General features: G+C 57.0%; 18 protein-coding genes and 2 tRNA genes. 11 read left to right on the forward strand and 9 right to left on the reverse strand.

The features are described 5' to 3' along the window. Positions 1-167 precede the first annotated feature (167 nt). A tRNA-Gly gene (locus ACTRWK_RS01290) sits at positions 168-242 on the forward strand. A 680-nt stretch (positions 243-922) separates the two neighbouring features. On the opposite strand, the gene ACTRWK_RS01295 is transcribed toward ACTRWK_RS01290, so the two are convergent. Then, positions 923-1,648 (reverse strand): hypothetical protein, encoded by a 726-nt coding sequence (locus ACTRWK_RS01295; protein WP_289081248.1) that lies wholly within the window; start codon positions 1,646-1,648, stop codon positions 923-925. Positions 1,649-1,900: 252 nt separating this feature from the next. Here ACTRWK_RS01295 and ACTRWK_RS01300 point away from each other — a divergent pair, with 252 nt between their 5' ends. Then, the gene (locus tag ACTRWK_RS01300) at positions 1,901-2,845 is read left to right on the forward strand and encodes a response regulator (RefSeq protein ID WP_289081247.1); all 945 of its coding nucleotides are present in this window, start codon (positions 1,901-1,903) and stop codon (positions 2,843-2,845) included. 2 nt (positions 2,846-2,847) lie between these two features. Here ACTRWK_RS01300 and ACTRWK_RS01305 read toward each other — a convergent pair whose 3' ends face one another. Continuing rightward, positions 2,848-3,078: a hypothetical protein gene (locus ACTRWK_RS01305; RefSeq protein ID WP_289081246.1), complete on the reverse strand. Its 231-nt coding sequence runs from the start codon at positions 3,076-3,078 to the stop codon at positions 2,848-2,850. 101 nt (positions 3,079-3,179) lie between these two features. Then, positions 3,180-3,419 (reverse strand): Lrp/AsnC ligand binding domain-containing protein, encoded by a 240-nt coding sequence (locus ACTRWK_RS01310; protein WP_005854294.1) that lies wholly within the window; start codon positions 3,417-3,419, stop codon positions 3,180-3,182. A 150-nt stretch (positions 3,420-3,569) separates the two neighbouring features. On the opposite strand from ACTRWK_RS01310, the gene hisB reads away from it, so the two are divergent. Together hisB and hisH are read left to right on the forward strand one after the other, a co-directional pair. Beyond that, complete coding sequence (gene hisB, locus ACTRWK_RS01315; RefSeq protein WP_037944584.1) at positions 3,570-4,157, forward strand: imidazoleglycerol-phosphate dehydratase HisB; 588 nt, start codon at positions 3,570-3,572, stop codon at positions 4,155-4,157. A 2-nt stretch (positions 4,158-4,159) separates the two neighbouring features. Further along, entirely contained in the window at positions 4,160-4,798 is a 639-nt protein-coding gene (gene hisH, locus ACTRWK_RS01320) for an imidazole glycerol phosphate synthase subunit HisH (RefSeq protein ID WP_168593051.1), read from the forward strand. Positions 4,799-4,813: 15 nt separating this feature from the next. Here hisH and ACTRWK_RS01325 read toward each other — a convergent pair whose 3' ends face one another. Further along, on the reverse strand, positions 4,814-5,206 hold the full coding sequence (locus ACTRWK_RS01325) for a DUF2147 domain-containing protein (protein ID WP_005854300.1): 393 nt from the start codon (positions 5,204-5,206) through the stop codon (positions 4,814-4,816). A gap of 130 nt (positions 5,207-5,336) precedes the next feature. Beyond that, a complete protein-coding gene (locus ACTRWK_RS01330; protein ID WP_005854302.1) occupies positions 5,337-5,726 on the reverse strand; it encodes a DUF2147 domain-containing protein in 390 nt (129 codons plus the stop codon). Between the two features lie 143 nt (positions 5,727-5,869). On the opposite strand from ACTRWK_RS01330, the gene hisA reads away from it, so the two are divergent. The 3 genes from hisA to ACTRWK_RS01345 all read left to right on the forward strand — a co-directional run bounded on the left by hisA (position 5,870) and on the right by ACTRWK_RS01345 (position 7,740). After that, a complete protein-coding gene (gene hisA / locus ACTRWK_RS01335; RefSeq protein WP_037963903.1) occupies positions 5,870-6,586 on the forward strand; it encodes a 1-(5-phosphoribosyl)-5-[(5-phosphoribosylamino)methylideneamino]imidazole-4-carboxamide isomerase in 717 nt (238 codons plus the stop codon). A gap of 90 nt (positions 6,587-6,676) precedes the next feature. Beyond that, positions 6,677-7,438, forward strand: coding sequence for an imidazole glycerol phosphate synthase subunit HisF (gene hisF / locus ACTRWK_RS01340; protein WP_064215639.1), 762 nt, complete (start codon positions 6,677-6,679; stop codon positions 7,436-7,438). Beyond that, positions 7,435-7,740, forward strand: coding sequence for a phosphoribosyl-ATP diphosphatase (locus tag ACTRWK_RS01345; protein ID WP_005854305.1), 306 nt, complete (start codon positions 7,435-7,437; stop codon positions 7,738-7,740). Before hisF ends, ACTRWK_RS01345 begins: the two co-directional genes overlap by 4 nt. 50 nt (positions 7,741-7,790) lie before the next feature. Here ACTRWK_RS01345 and ACTRWK_RS01350 read toward each other — a convergent pair whose 3' ends face one another. From ACTRWK_RS01350 to rlmB, 3 genes are all read right to left on the reverse strand, one after another. After that, positions 7,791-8,258 carry a CoA-binding protein gene (locus tag ACTRWK_RS01350; RefSeq protein WP_132997369.1) on the reverse strand — a complete coding sequence of 156 codons (468 nt, stop codon included), beginning with the start codon at positions 8,256-8,258 and terminating at the stop codon, positions 7,791-7,793. Between the two features lie 231 nt (positions 8,259-8,489). After that, positions 8,490-8,807 carry a hypothetical protein gene (locus ACTRWK_RS01355; RefSeq protein ID WP_132997370.1) on the reverse strand — a complete coding sequence of 106 codons (318 nt, stop codon included), beginning with the start codon at positions 8,805-8,807 and terminating at the stop codon, positions 8,490-8,492. 10 nt (positions 8,808-8,817) lie between these two features. After that, positions 8,818-9,594, reverse strand: a complete 777-nt coding sequence (gene rlmB, locus ACTRWK_RS01360) for a 23S rRNA (guanosine(2251)-2'-O)-methyltransferase RlmB (protein ID WP_037944591.1) — start codon at positions 9,592-9,594, stop codon at positions 8,818-8,820. 127 nt (positions 9,595-9,721) lie between these two features. Here rlmB and ACTRWK_RS01365 point away from each other — a divergent pair. The 3 genes from ACTRWK_RS01365 (at position 9,722) to ACTRWK_RS01375 (ending at position 12,346) form a co-directional block, all read left to right on the forward strand. Continuing rightward, a tRNA-Tyr gene (locus tag ACTRWK_RS01365) sits at positions 9,722-9,805 on the forward strand. A gap of 121 nt (positions 9,806-9,926) precedes the next feature. Continuing rightward, positions 9,927-10,931 (forward strand): hypothetical protein, encoded by a 1,005-nt coding sequence (locus ACTRWK_RS01370; protein ID WP_037944592.1) that lies wholly within the window; start codon positions 9,927-9,929, stop codon positions 10,929-10,931. A gap of 122 nt (positions 10,932-11,053) precedes the next feature. After that, positions 11,054-12,346 carry an O-acetylhomoserine aminocarboxypropyltransferase/cysteine synthase family protein gene (locus ACTRWK_RS01375; RefSeq protein WP_037944593.1) on the forward strand — a complete coding sequence of 431 codons (1,293 nt, stop codon included), beginning with the start codon at positions 11,054-11,056 and terminating at the stop codon, positions 12,344-12,346. A gap of 93 nt (positions 12,347-12,439) precedes the next feature. Here the strand turns inward: ACTRWK_RS01375 and ACTRWK_RS01380 are convergent, their stop codons facing one another. Beyond that, on the reverse strand, positions 12,440-13,138 hold the full coding sequence (locus ACTRWK_RS01380) for an SIMPL domain-containing protein (protein ID WP_340269597.1): 699 nt from the start codon (positions 13,136-13,138) through the stop codon (positions 12,440-12,442). 224 nt (positions 13,139-13,362) lie between these two features. Here ACTRWK_RS01380 and ACTRWK_RS01385 point away from each other — a divergent pair, with 224 nt between their 5' ends. Then, on the forward strand, positions 13,363-16,017 hold the full coding sequence (locus ACTRWK_RS01385; protein WP_289081244.1) for a hypothetical protein: 2,655 nt from the start codon (positions 13,363-13,365) through the stop codon (positions 16,015-16,017). Positions 16,018-16,042 lie beyond the last annotated feature (25 nt).

Below are 16,042 nucleotides of genomic sequence, written 5' to 3' on the forward strand. Positions count from 1 at the left end.
GTACAGTTTCATAAAGACGAATGTTTATCGGCGGTTAGCCAAAATCTTACCGCGTCCCCCCGTAAAATAAGGGCTTCCCAAAATTGTCTGAAATTAATTTCGAAAAATGTTATTTTTCCTCTTGCGGCTCACCGCCGCTATGGGTATTCCACGCCCTACCAGAGGATGCGGGCGTAGCTCAGGGGTAGAGCATAACCTTGCCAAGGTTAGGGTCGGGCGTTCGAATCGCCTCGCCCGCTCCAACTGGTTCTCTGCTTACCCAGCAGGACAGCAAGGCCACCTTCGGGTGGCCTTTTGCTGTTCCGGGCTCCTGTAACAATGCAGCTGTTCACAGGCCTGCAAAGGACCAGCACACTTACCAGTTCGGACAACGATCCGTGCGTTTATGCCCAGTCTAGCACTCTGATCAGGGATGAAGCAGGCACGGCTGCGGCGCAAAATATACTGTCGCCACAATGATACGCCCAAGCGGCACGTGACAAAGCTTTCACCGCTGAATGCCCTCACTCTGCGGCCTACAAGGGTCCCCTAGGCCTCTCTCTGAGGGCAGCTGCACAACAGGCCCGATTCCCCTCCCCCGTTGCTACGAGAGCACCTGAGGTGTCTCAGGCCTGCACCAACGAAGCTGGGGCAAGTGGATATTCGCGAGGCTCTACGCGCTCTGCCTGTCCTTGTGGATCATCGCTGAGGAGTTGGATCATACGCCCCAGCCGCGTGCGTCAGAGCCAAACACAGACCACGTTTCTATATGGCGCCCAATGCGTGATTGCCGACGCCTAACGTCAGTCAAATACCGCTGTGATCAAAAGAAAAAAAGCGGGCGCTGAAAGCACCCGCCTGCGTCGGCTTATACCTGTTCGAATGATGGCACTATGAACACGACCGCCATACAGCAAACGCCGGTGACGCAATTATTGTCTGCTCAAAGAAGAGATATCGTCGATCGTGCTGATAGGGTTTCACGTTCCATCTGTTCGATGGCGCGAATGTGCCACTCCAAACCGGTTTGACCCTGATCGGCCGCTTCGGCCAAGTTGTTCTGCGCCAGCTTCGCCTGGTCGGCCGACAGAACCAACGCCTCGGCGACCTCTGCGCGGCTGGTGCGTATATCGGCAAGCTGCGCGTCATAAGCATCCTCCGAAATCGCCCCTGAGGCCTTGAGCTGATTCAACGTCGCCACATCTTCTTGCTGCTGTGCGAGCATCTGGGGAAGATGTGTCGTGATATCATCCAGCTGGTCATTGGACTTGCGGATACTGCGCACGAGGTCATTCGCGGAAACCAGCTCCATCCGTTGGGCGACTTCTCGTTTTCCAGCGAGATTCCCACTCACCGCACCAACAACGCCACCGGCCGCAGCGGCTCGCAGGCAGCCCGAGGCATCGGATGCGGCAAGCACCGAGATACCGCACCCCACCGCGGCACCAACCGCGGCATGCTTGATTGTGGAGTTGCGGACAATATCGCGCATCAACGCGTCAAGCGCGGCGGTTTGCTCCACCATACCGGCGTCGTTCTCACGGTTTTCTTTGAAGCTTAGCGTGCCGGACGAAGGGCCGAATTGGGCAACGCGATCGGCAGTGGGCACAGCACATCCTGAAACAAGAACGGCAGCGGCGAGGGAAATCGTTAGAACAGTGGTTTTCATTACATGGATCCGTTGAGCTAGGCGTATTCGCGACGAATAGACGAAAATTATGCCGATTTTACGGCATCAGCGCCATGAAGTTTTCCGACGTTAACGTTTATCTATTCACCTTCGTGCCACAAATGCCCATAGTTCCCGCACAGGGTGAATTTTTTAAAAAGTCATATTGTTGCCGGTTTTGTTCACTATCGTTTAGGGAGTTCGACATAGGTTGCCTCGGAGCCCCGAAGCAAATCTTGGAAGGAGACCACATTGAAAATTCTAGCAGTCGACGATGATCCATTCATTCTAGAACTCCTTCCCGCGATGTTTGAACAGGCAGACCTGAACGATCTGCACACTGCCCCTTCGGGTCCGGCTGCTCTCGACATGATCAAAGCTCAGAAGGTGCCATTCGATTGCATGCTGCTGGACGTCGATATGCCGGAGATGGACGGGATCGAGCTTTGCCGAAGAATTCGCACTGTCCACGGGTATGAGGACAAACCGATATTGATGCTGACGGCGAAGACAGATTCGATCTCTATCGAGAAAGCGTTTGCCGCCGGTGCGAATGACTACATCGCCAAGCCATTTAACCTGAAGGACATCTACAACCGCATTCGCGTGGCCGAACGCCTGTTGGTGTCGTCCAAGACCATCAAACGCATCGACGCGAGCGACCTGTCCAAAGAAGGCACACAGGTAGCTGAAGATATCACACTGACCGATAAGGTCTTTTTGGCGAATGTCGGCAGGCTGATCCTGTCATTCTCCCTTGGAAACTACATCACGCAGCTCGATCGGAGCGAACTGGACAACTATCAGGTTTTCGGCGTGTCGATTGATGATGCGGAACGTATTTTCGAACAAACGTCACAACAGGGTTTTCTTCACCTCCTTACCAGCGTGGCAGAAACCCTGACCGACCTCATCACTTGCCCCCATCTGCTGATGTCCTACGAAGGCAACGGTGCCTTCCTGTGTATCACGCGCGACCCGAACCTGCCCGAATGGGACCGGATGGAGGCTGGCCTACAGGCCAAGCTGGATGCGCTGAACTTGCTAAGCGATGATCTGAAGCAAGAGAGCATCAGCCTGTCAGTCGGCACGCCCATAGCGCCGAATGCGAACCGGACCCAACGGGTGAAAAAGACCTTTGAAAGGGCGCTATCGCGGGCTGAAATGCGCTATGCGAGCAAATGCGCCGCCGCCTGATCCTAGTTGATCGGGAATTGCACCAGACACTGCGCCGCATGTTTGCGGTAATCCTCTAGCGTCTGATCGATCGAGCGGCGGTCGCGCATTTTACCCATGGCCGATTTCTTTTGCGCCCGCGTGCCGCTCACGTGGCGTTCTAGGATCAGGACCGTTACGCCCAGCATGATGGTCTTTTCATCCTCACCGATCATGTCCGCACGCGCCAGTGTTATCGCCGTATAGGCGATCATATTGGCGCAGCGCAGCGCCGCGGCCTCTTCCCCTTCATAGGTAAGCGCATGCGCTGGCCCCCAAAGAACAGATCCGCAAAGAAGCGCAGAAAGCAGGAGCCTCAAAACGCTTTGAACGTCATCGTTGTAAGCGAACGTTCAATCCCTTCGATGTCCAGAAGGTTATCGTTGATGTAAACGCCAATATCTTTTCCCGAAGGAATATAGAGCTTCATCAAAAGATCGTAATCACCAGAGGTTGAATACAGCTCGGAGTGTATTTCCCGCAGCGCGACCTCTTCGGCAACGCGATACGTACTGCCGGGCCGGCACCGGATCTGGATAAAAACGCAGGTAGACATGGACAGGCCTTAGGCTGGTTACAACACGTCCAAGCTGACATAAGGGGGCAACAGCCGCAATCGCTGATTGGGACCGATCGGCAGCGAAACGCTTTGTCTTGGCGCGACGGCCTGCCCTGCTATAAGAGCCCGAAAGACGGAGATATTCATATGCGCCAGACCACCATCAATCGTTCGACCGCAGAGACCGAGATCAGCGTCGAAATCAACCTCGACGGGACAGGGTCCTACGCCAACCACACGGGCATCGGGTTCTTCGATCACATGCTGGATCAATTGGCGCGTCATTCGCTGATCGATATGAAAATCAGCGCAAACGGCGACCTTCACATTGATGATCACCACACCGTCGAGGACGTTGGGATCACGCTGGGCCAAGCGCTAAGCACCGCATTGGGCGACAAACGCGGCATTCGCCGATACGGCGCGTGCCTGCTCCCAATGGACGATGCCTTGGTGCGTACCGCGCTTGATCTTTCGGCGCGGCCTTTCTTGATCTGGAATGTGAACCTACCGACTGCAAAAATCGGGAATTTCGACAGCGAATTGGTACGGGAGTTTTTCCAGGCGCTCAGCACGCATGGCGGGATCACCTTGCACATTGATATGCTGCATGGCCTGAACAGCCACCACATCGCCGAGGCCGTCTTTAAGTCTGTCGCCCGCGCCCTGCGCGAAGCGGTAGAAACCGACCCTCGGAAATCTTCTGATATCCCCTCGACCAAGGGTGCGCTGTAACGATGTTAACTGCGATTATCGATTACGAATCGGGCAACCTTCATTCGGCGCATAAGGCGTTCGAACGGATGGCGCGTGAGTGTAATGCTGGCGATGTGGTGGTCACCGCTGACGCCGATGTCGTGGCGCGCGCCGACCGCCTTGTCCTGCCCGGCGACGGCGCATTCCCCTCCTGCATGGCCGCGCTGAAAGGTCAAAGCGGCATATATGCCGCAATGGTTGAATCCGCCGTCGACAAGGGCCGCCCCTTCCTCGGGATCTGTGTGGGCATGCAGTTGATGGCATCCATGGGGCGCGAGTATGAAGATACAGCGGGCCTGGGCTGGATCAGCGGCGACGTGACCAAGATCACGCCACGCGACCCATCCTTAAAAGTACCGCATATGGGATGGAACGACCTTGTCTTAGACCACCCTCACCCCGTTTTTGACGGAATCGAAACCGGGGATCACACGTATTTTGTCCATAGTTACCATATGGATGTACACGATGAGACCGAGCGGTTGGCGCATGTCGATTATGCTGGTGACGTCACTGCTGTTATCGGCCGTGACACCATGATCGGCATGCAATTCCACCCGGAAAAAAGCCAGACAACCGGCCTTCGTATGATTGCGAACTTTCTGAACTGGCGCCCCTGAACCGGGCACCGCCTTCTACCGAAGGCGGGTCCAGATCATTTCGTCGCAAGCATTTCCTGTGCAGGTCTGTAACCGCATCGCATTTCCGTCGACCAACATCTTCGCCTTATGCTTTTTTGACGCAGAAGGCTCCAGCAACGTGCCGACATAGCTCCCGTCAGGTTGCGGCTTCATATCCCAGAAGACCCGTTTGCCAACCGCTGTAGAGCGTTTGTCATATCCACGCCGATCCTTGGCACGCTCGACGGTGCCGCATAACGCAGGCCCGCAGGGCTTCGCCCGTACGTGAACAACCAATCCGTTAACATCCGGCGCAGATTTCCAGACACCTTCAACTACATCAGCAAATACAGTCGTCGAAGAAGCTGCAAAAATAGCAGCATAGAAAATATATTTTGTTAAAAACATCGTATCACTCCCCCAAGCGACACATGCCTTACAGCTTTTTAGCAACGCACCAAAAAACCAAGGCGCGGGCATATTCTACACCCGCGTCCCGATTCGCGCAAATCCCACTCATTTGGGATGGAAATGAAGCTTACTGGACCCGCTGCCAGTCCTGCTTTGAACACAGCAACCCGCCCGCGACACAGCCCGACAGTTTCAGGCTGTTACCGGCAACGGTCATCTTGCCGATGTAGATTTTGTTGTTTGAAGGTCGCCAAACCTTACCTGCATATTTGCCGCTCCCGTCAGGTTTCATGTCGATGACCAACTGCTTTCCGATATTTTCGGACTTATATTCGCCCGACGCGTTGAACGTCCGCTGAATCGTACCGCAGATCGCCCCACCACAGGGGGTCATTTTGACATGCGCATAAGCCCCGTCATCCGGTTGCGTTTTCCAAACGCCAACCGCCGGGTCGGCAGCCATGGCTGTTCCTGCAAAACCAATGCCAACGATGGCCGCAATAATCGTTCTTTTCATGATATATCCTCCCGATATGCTCTCAGATTGAAGCGAATACGACGATTCAGGCAAGCTTGACGTAGGGGACACCTCTGCCGCGTTGCAAAAACCCGCCCGCCGTGGCAATTGAAACCAACTCCCCCAATGCCAAGGGCAACACTATGATCCTCTACCCCGCTATTGACCTTAAAGACGGCCAAGCCGTTCGTCTTGTGCACGGCGACATGGAAAAATCCACTGTTTTCAACGATGACCCCGCGGCGCAGGCCCGTGAGTTTGTGGATGCGGGCTGCACTTGGCTTCACTTGGTGGACTTGAACGGTGCCTTCGCAGGGACGCCGGTCAATGCCGCCCCGGTGGAAGCGATTTTGAAGTCTTGCAACGTCCCCGCCCAGTTGGGAGGCGGCATTCGCGATATGGCGACGATCGAAGCTTGGCTGGACAAGGGTCTGGCACGCGTCATTCTGGGCACTGTCGCGGTCGAAAATCCCGCTTTGGTGCGTGAAGCAGCGCGAGCTTTTCCTGGCAAGGTCGCGGTCGGCATTGACGCCAGAAATGGTCGCGTGGCAACCAAGGGATGGGCTGAGGAAACCGACGTAATGGTTACAGATCTCGCTAAATCTTTCGAAGATGCAGGTGTCGCGGCGCTGATCTACACCGATATCATGCGAGACGGGGCCATGGGCGGCCCAAACATTGACGCCACCGCCGCTTTGGCGCGTGCCGTCAATATTCCTGTCATCGCCTCCGGGGGCGTCAGCTCCCTTGCTGACCTCGAGGCGTTGAAAGAAACTGGCGTGATATCCGGTGCCATTTCCGGCCGGGCGCTTTATGATGGCGCGATCGACCTGAGCGAAGCTTTGAAGGCCCTCGCCTGAGTTTCCATATGGTTTCAAATCCTCGGGTGGTTTGGAGGGCAGACAGCCCTCCAACGGTTTTTTCCGCTGCCCCGTCGCGAGAAAGAAGACATGCTTAAGACCCGTATTATTCCTTGCCTCGATGTCGCCGATGGTCGCGTTGTCAAAGGCGTTAATTTTGTTGGCTTGCGCGATGCCGGTGACCCGGTTGACGCAGCGATCGCATATGACGCTGCAGGGGCGGACGAGCTTTGTTTTCTTGATATCCACGCCACACACGAAAACCGTGGTACCATGTTCGACCTGGTCACACGCACAGCCGAACACTGCTATATCCCGCTTACTGTTGGTGGCGGTGTACGCACCGTTGCAGATGTTCGCGCCCTGCTTTTGGCTGGCGCCGATAAGGTCAGCTTCAACTCTGCCGCGGTGGCAAATCCGGACATTATTGCGCAGGCAGCAGACCAATTCGGCAGCCAGTGCATCGTCTGTGCCATCGATGCGAAAACCGTCGCCCCCGGGAAATGGGAGATTTTTACCCACGGTGGCCGCAAACCCACGGGCATAGATGCCGTCGAATTCGCAAAGACGGTGACAGAGAAAGGCGCGGGAGAGATTCTGCTTACCTCCATGGATCGTGACGGTACCAAGCAAGGGTTTAACATTCCGCTAACGCGCGCGATTTCCGACGCGGTTTCTGTGCCTGTCATCGCCTCTGGCGGTGTCGGAACGCTGGATCATCTTGTCGATGGCGTCGTTCAGGGCGGCGCTTCAGCGGTGCTCGCAGCCTCGATCTTTCACTTCGGCGAATTTACGGTCGCTCAGGCGAAACAACACATGGCTGATGCCGGTATCCCAATGAGGCTCTCATGACGCTCGACGATCTATTTGAAACAATCCAATCAAGAAAAAATGCCGATCCATCAAGCAGTTGGACGGCGCAGCTTTTGGCAAAAGGTCCCGAAAAATGCGCCGAAAAATTCGGTGAAGAAGCGGTCGAAGCGATCATTGAGGCCGTGAAGGACGATAAAGCTGGTCTTACATCGGAAGCCGCAGATGTGCTGTACCACCTGCTTGTCATGCTCGCATCCCGCGACGTCGCGCTGTCAGATGTACTGGATGAACTGAGCCGCCGACAGGCGCAAAGTGGCCTCGCTGAAAAAGCCGCCCGCTAACATGGGGCGCGTTTACCACAGTATATTTCGTGATGCGTAGCAAACTGGGGTCAAAGCTTGCTAGAGATTATTCCCGTTGCAAAGCCTCCCATGCGCAATTCGCCGAAAAGGCGCTGATATTCAATCTTTGGGCATCTGTTTTGAATAACGGTCACGCCCTTTGCTTCCGCTTTTTCGGCAGCTTCAAGATGCTGCACCCCGATTTGCATCCAGATCGTCGCCAGATCAGGAAACACCTGTAATGCCTCGTCAACGATTTCTGGCACAGTCTCTGACCGTCTAAAAATATCGACCATGTCAATGCCACCTTCGATGTCTGACAGCTGCGAAACCACCGTTACCCCCAATAGCGTCTTCCCCGCATGCACCGGATTTACCGGAACAATATCGTAGCCCTTGGTCTTCAAATATCGCGTGACGTAATAGCTTGGCCGAACCGGGTTCAACGAAGCCCCCACGACCGCGATCCGCTTCGTCTGCGTCAGAATATTTTTCAATTGGGTATCGGTGTAGGTCATGCTTCTTACTAAACCTCTAACGGTTCAAAAAAAAGCGCCCTCGACGATAAACGTGAGGGCGCAAAGGTATGGAACGAGGGACAGTTAGGTGATCGGCGAGAGTTCCAAACTCGCCGTCATACACGATAGGTAGGAACGATTTGCTCCATTCAAAGAGCATGTGACAAATCCGTGAAGAAACGATGAATGCGCCAGCCATTTTCCGCCGAATCTCGCTTCTGACAGCGTAAACTAGTCAAATATATCGTCGATCACATCCGCGACCTCACTCGCGATCTTTGTGATCCAGGTTTTCTTTTTCTTCACTTTTCGATGCTTAGGCTTGCGAATAGCAGCTGTCGCTTGGGCATGTGCAAATTTCCGCAGCCCCGCCGCAGGCCTGCCGCTGGTATTGGGCTTTTCAGAATCGCGAGGGAGCGGAATTTGTTTCAGATCATGCAATGGTGCGCCGCATTGTGCGCAAGCCAGCTCGTGCCGCCCTGCCCCCAATGTCAGCGCTGCCTTGCTGCCGCAAAAACAGCATGTCGCGATTTTTGTCGGGTAATTCATGCAATTATGCTCAGCTGTGATCCCGCGACGCATATAGCGCGATTGCCGCTGCATTTGACACGTTTAGCGAACCGAACCCACCCCCTGCGTCGATTCGGACCAGCGCATCGACGGTTTCTTTGGTTTTTTCACGCAGACCTGGCCCTTCGGCCCCCAGCACAAGCGCCACCGGACGGTCGCGCTTCCCCTCCAGTGCAGATTCGACGGTCATATCGGCTTCGCCGTCCAGACCAAGAACAAGATACCCCATCGATTGCAGCTCCTTGATCGCGTCGGCTAGGTTCCGGACACGCAAATACGGCTGCCGCTCCAGCGCGCCGCTCGCTGTTTTCGCAAGCGCCCCGGTCTCGGGCGCAGCGTGATGACGCATGCCCACAACCGCCGATGCGCCTAATACCTCTGCGGACCGCAGAATTGCACCAACGTTATGGGGGTCTGTCACCCGATCCAGCAGCAACACGCGTGGTGCTTCAGCCCCGATGCAGACATCCTTGAGCGCCCCCCAACTCAGAGGTTTGACCTCTAGTACGGCTCCTTGATGCACCGACCCGGGGTCCAGCGGCGGGCGGAATTTTCGCGGATCAACGACCTCTGGTTCAATGCCGGCTTTGGCAATCGCCTCTTCCAGCTTGATCTGAGCATTCGGCGTCACCATCAGCTTAATCTTTTCACGCGCGGGATTTTCCAGCGCGTCGCGCACCGCATGAAGGCCAAACAACCAAACTGTTTGGTTCGCATCCGCCTTCTTTTCCTGCTCTTTTTGCACAACCCACTTAGGTTTTTTCATCGCCGAACCTTCTATCTTTCATCGCAAGGTAAAATTCCCTGCATTTCGCGCCGGTTTTCGCCTTGACGCCTATACTGCCCGCTTGTAATCACGCCTTCACATCCGGTGCAATGCACAGGGTGAAAGTGGGCGACAGGCCGCAAGGTGTGGCAGGGGACTGTAACTCCCTCGCGGAGACGCACGCCTGGTTCGATTCCAGGGTCGCCCACCACTTTCCCCTTTTCGACTATCCTCAAGTATAGCGGCACAGCCGTTTGATACATTGTGTTCCGATGTGAATTTGTGACACATCTTATGCATTTAGAACGCATACGAAATGATAGGGGTGACCCGTGTCCCATGCTTCCCGGCCGGATCAGGCTTTCAACATCGCGATCGTCGGGCAACACGGGCGGCTGGCTTATGAGGCTCTGTTGTTTGCCGCATCACTGCGCCACCACAGCCCCCATTTTTCGGGCAACCTCTATGTGATGGAGCCGCAGCCCGGCCCGCTTTGGTCGGGAGATCCACGAATCAAGAACCCCGATGTTATCAGCGCGCTCCACAATCTTGGCGCAGAGGTGATCCCGTTTGACACAAAGTACTTCGGCGAGAGCTATCCATATGGAAATAAAATCGAAATGCTCAATGCGCTTCCAAAAGCTGAGCCCTTCGTTTTCTTCGATACGGACACGTTGATCACTGGCGACCTGATGTCGGTCCCCTTCGACTTTGACCGCCCGATGGCATCCATGCGGCGCACAAACACATGGCCTGTTCCCCAGCTGTACGGACCACAATACGCCGGTCTGTGGAAATCCCTTTACGACAAGTTTGACCTAGATTTTGACAGCAGCCTCGACCTGTCTCAGCCCGACGACTATTGGCAACGGTATCTGTATTTCAACGCAGGCTTCTTTTTCTATCGCTGCCCTCACGAATTTGGTGAAAAGTTTTTGCACTATGCCCTGGCGATCCGCGATGACGCGCCGGAAGAGCTGTGCGCGCAGTCTTTTGACCCTTGGCTTGACCAAGTCGCGTTGCCGCTGGTGATTCACGCGCTTGGTGGGGCGCGCGATACCTTGCCTGACGGGCTGATCGACGGGTCTGTTAGCTGCCACTATCGCCTGCTGCCCTTGCTTTACGCACGCGAACCGGACCACGTCGTTGAGACTTTAGAAACGATTGCAGCACCAAATAAACTGAAGAAAGTTTTCAAGGGTTCGGAGCCGATCAAGCGGATGGTCTATCAAGGCCGCGGTCGCAAGGCGCGGGCTCTCTTTGATCAGGACAACTTGCCGCGCAAAGAGCAGGCTATTCGGAATCGTTTGAAATCAAACGGCTACTGGATGCGGTAGCGTCGACCGCATTTCATCCGAGTCGGTAAACAACCTCCTAAGCGTGACAGAAGCGACCTACAGCTTGTGCGTTCACATCGGTTCACCTAACCATATTGAAGACAATTTTAGGGAGAACGACGATGACAGATAGCCCCAACTATGGTTTTGATACCCTGCAGATACACGCAGGGGCCAAACCTGATCCGGCGACCGGTGCGCGGCAGACGCCGATCTACCAGACCACGGCCTATGTGTTTCGCGATGCGGACCACGCGGCGGCGTTGTTCAACCTGCAAGAGGTGGGGTTCATCTATTCCCGCCTGACGAACCCGACCGTTGCTGTCTTGCAGGAACGCATCGCCACGCTTGAGGGGGGCGTTGGTGCCGTGTGTTGCTCTTCCGGGCACGCGGCACAGATTATGGCATTGTTCCCGCTGATGGGGCCGGGCAAAAACATTATCGCCTCCACCCGTCTATATGGGGGCACGGTGACGCAGTTCAGCCAAACGATCAAACGTTTCGGTTGGTCTTGCAAGTTTGTCGACTTTGACGACGTTGATGCCGTGAAAGCAGCGGTTGACGACGATACCCGTGCGATCTTTGGCGAAGCCATTGCCAATCCTGGCGGCTACATCATGGACGTACGTACCATTGCCGACGTGGCGGATGCGGCAGGCGTTCCGCTGATCATCGACAACACAACCGCGACACCCTACCTGTGCCGCCCGATCGAACTTGGCGCGACTCTGGTGGTACATTCGACGACGAAATACCTGACCGGCAACGGCACGGTAACAGGCGGCTGTATTGTGGATTCAGGCAAGTTCGATTGGTCCGCAAATGATAAATTCCCGTCGCTGAGCCAACCGGAACCTGCTTACCACGGTCTTAACTTTCACGAGACCTTTGGCGGCTTGGCCTTTACCTTCCACGGCATCGCCATCGGTTTGCGGGATCTTGGCATGACAATGAACCCGCAGGCCGCGCATTACACCCTGATGGGGACAGAGACACTTTCGCTGCGCATGGAACGCCATGTAGAAAACGCTCAGAAAATCGCGACTTGGCTCGAGAATGATGACCGCGTCGACTATGTCACCTATGCGGGGCTGGAATCCTCGCCCTATTTCGAACGTGCGAAAAGCGTTTGCCCCAAAGGGGCCGGCGGGTTGTTCACCTTTGCGGTGAAGGGCGGATACGACGCCTGCGTCAAATTGGTAAATGCGTTGGAGATTTTCAGCCATGTCGCAAATCTTGGCGACACCCGGTCGCTGATCATCCACTCTGCCTCCACCACGCACCGACAGCTTAGCCCCGAGCAGCAAGAAGCCGCGGGTGCCGGCGCGAATGTTGTGCGCGTTTCCATCGGGACAGAGGATGCCGCCGACCTGATCGCCGATCTTGATCAAGCGCTGGCCAAAGCGACGGCTTAGGTTACGACCAATAAAAGACCCCCGCCAAAGCAACCCTTCGGCGGGGGTATGTTTACCCATTCAAACCTTCAAATGCCGCGAGGCAGCAGAGGGTTAGTCAGCCTCGGCGATTTCGAACTGCAGCGTGACTTGCGCGCTGATGTCGATCTCTCCGGTCTCTATGGGCATATCCATACTTTTCATCTGGGCACCCCGCATCTCCATCGGGCGGAAACCCTGGCTCGACTCGGACATGCTGGTGAGTTTACCAAGCTTAACGCCAGCGGCATCTGCAAGCTGCTGCGCACGCGCCATCGCATCCTCAACGGCCCTCGCTCGGGCCTTGGCCAGCGCCGCTGCATTATCCTGCAATCCGAATTGCAAGCCGTTGAAATCATTCGCGCCCTCGGCCACGACCGCGTCCAGAAGTTGCCCAAGTTTGCTTAGATCGCGCACCGTCACGCTGACGGTGTTGCCCGCCTCATAGCCCGATACTTCCACCGGGGACGCATCTTCGCGGGGGCGGTTGTCATAGACGGGCCGCAGATAAAGCCCGCTGGTCTGACGGTCGAGGCCCGCGATCTTCAATGTGTCCAATTGGTCTAGAATGCCGCGCACTTTTTCCGAAGTCTGCGCCATTGCGTCCGAAGCAGAGGCCGCCCGCTCGCTCACGCCCAAGCGGATCGTCGCGGTATCAGGGGCAAGCGATACAATACCCTCGCCATTCACGGTGATCCCCTGGGGCGCTTGTTGCGCCAACGCCCCTGACGCAAAACCGGCACAGACGATCGCAGCAATTTTCAACATTCGCATATTCATGACCTTTTTTTACTGTGATATCCCTTGGCAACATATGTGGCCTCCCGCCTAAGTTGCCGCAAGCCTCCTCTGCGCTCCGCTCTTTTCATGAGCAAACTACTGCTCTATTCTTTTGCTGTGAACGGGCGCTCTGTTTTGCAGGCGATCCGCATGGTATTGGCAATCTGCTGCCGTCCGAATGTCCCACCGTCCCAATGCCTCTAGTCAAAAGCGTTCCAATGAAGCCCAATTTTGCACTGTCTCTCTCCTTCGAAGGTATTCGCCTACTGCACCGCGCCTCTGATGGATGGCGGCAGGTGGGCGAAGTGTCCGTCGACGCGGAGGATATGGCCGCCCAACTGGCCGCCTTGCGAAGCACCGCCACCGCGCTAGAGCCGAGCGGCCTGCGCAGTAAGCTGCTGATTCCGAACGATCAAATCAAATACATGACAATCGACACCGCAGGGCTTAGCGATCAGGCGCGGCGCGAACAGGCCGAAGTGGCCCTTGATGGCGCGACGCCCTATGCCGTCGAAGATTTGGTCTTTGACATCAGCAATGACGGCCCCCGCACGCATATCGCCGCCGTCGCCCGCGAAACACTGGCCGAGGCCGAAGCCTTCGCGACCGAGCATCGTTTTCACCCCGTCAGCTTTGCCGCGCAGTCCGACGATCATGATTTTACCGGCGAGGCGTTTTTCGGCCCAACAGACTCCGCCCCCAAGTGGTTGGAACAGGGCGATTCTGTGGAGTGTGACAAAGGGCCATTCGTTATCCTGGGCGATGTGGAGCTGCCGCCGGCGGATACTTCGCCGCCGAAAGGTGATGCGGCTGCTAAGGCGGAAAACCCCGGTAAGGCCGATGATGTGACGGCGGATGCGTCGCAGGAGGGTGACAGCACGTCGGATGCTCCGGCGGCTGATGTCGCAAAGCCGGAAGCAAAGACGGCTGATGCTCCTCAGCCTGCGAGTCAGAAACCAGCAGACGTCCCCGCGCCCAAAGCGGTAAAGCTTGACGCGCCTCGCGTTGCACCCGCGTCCCCATCGGTGACGCCCCCGCCAAGCAAGGCGTCGGCCCACGCCAAAACGCCCGAAGCGTCAGCTGGCAAGGCATCGGCACCCGCGGTACAGAAACCAGCCGCCCCATCTGTTGAAAAAAATGTGGCAGCGACACCCAAGCCCGCGCCCGCCGTCTCCAAAGCCCCGCCCGCGGCACCTGCCGCACCGAAAGCCCCCGCGGATTTTTCCAGCCGACGCAGCGCACCCATCGTCACGGGTGCCGCCGCGCGCGGTAGCGTGCAGCCTTTGTCGCACACGGGCGGGCCGGTCCCCGATAGCAGTTCGTTAACCGGTGGCAAACCCACACAGCCTGCCAAGTCGTCGCCTTTCGGCTTTCTGAAACGCCGCAAGCCCCGCGCGACACCACCTCCGCCCAAACCAATTGCCGCAAAAGCGGCCCCCATTCCTGGCAAGGCCCTTGCCACGGGGGCCAGCGAAGTCGACCAGATGACCGTTTTCGGGGCCCGCAAAGAGCAGTCCATCGGAGGCAAGCCGCGCTTTTTGGGGCTGGTCCTGACCGCAGCTTTGCTGGTGTTCCTTGCGGGCGTCGCAGCTTGGGCGTCTGTCTTCCTTGATGATGGGTTAGCGCTTTCGCGGCTCTTTGGCAGTCGTGACACCACGCAGACCGCCTCTGCCCCACCGGAGCCAGTGGTCAAACAGCAGGTGGAAAGCCGCGAGGACCCCATCGTACCGCAGGCCCCGCCCGAGACGACGGCTGACACCACTGTCGCCGCGCTTGATCCCACGCTCAGCGATGAGGACGGTGCGGTTTTGGACGCGATGCGCGTGCCACAGCAGCTGCAACCACGCGAGCTGACCGCGCAGGAAATCGAAGCGAAATACGCGACAACCGGCATTTGGGCCATCGCGCCAAAGACACCAAAAGCGCCGTCGATGGTGACGCTGGATGATCTGTTCATGACCAGCATCGATCCCGTCAGCACCTCGAATGACGCTGTTGCACTGCCGACGCTTGCGTCCTTTGGCGGGGATACAGTCGATATCAGCTCGGCCCCTCCGGCGGCGGCGGGCACGTCGTTCACGCTGGATGATCGTGGTCTGGTTGTTCCAAGTCCGAATGGCACGTTGAACGCGGATGGGGTTTTGGTTTTCGCCGGGCAACCGGCCCGTGTGCCCCCGGCGACCCTCGCCCGCCCCGGTGCGGTCGAAGAGGAAGAGGTTGAGGATACGGTTGTTGCCGCCCTGCTCGGCTTTCGCCCCAAGCTGCGCCCCGAGGATCTGCCCGAACAGAACGAGCGCGCTAATCTGGGTGGGGTGACCCGCAACGAACTTGCCGCATTCCGCCCAACCCTGCGCAGCGCCGATGTCATCAAGGCTGCCGCTGCAGCCAAACAAGCCGAGGTTGACGCCGCAGCAGAGGCCGCAGCCGCCGCGATCAAAGCCGCCTTGCCGCAAGAGCCCGTGAACAACGCGACGCAATACGCGACAGAAGTGTCCAAGCGACCAGACACGCGCCCCGGTAACTTTTCGCGCATCGTACGTCGGGCCGAACGGGCGCAGCCTGCGCCTGTGACGGTCGCCAGTGCGCCGGCTGCGGTCACGCCGCAGGTGGTACAGCCTTCGGTGCCGTCGAAAGCCTCCGTATCGAAGCAGGCAACTGTGAAAAATGCGATCAAACTGCGTCAAATCAATCTGATCGGGGTCTACGGCAAACCCTCAAGCCGCCGCGCCTTGATCCGGCTGAGCAACGGGCGGTACCAAAAGGTTGCCGTCGGGGATCGTCTGGATGGCGGCCGCGTCTCCGCGATTGGCGAGGCCGAATTGCGGTATAACCGCCGCGGGCGCGATGTCGTGCTTAAGATGCCGCGCGGCTAAACCACGCAAGATCTGACTGCTCGCT

It is taken from the genome of Sulfitobacter sp. G5_S2_6_S6, from assembly GCF_054968505.1.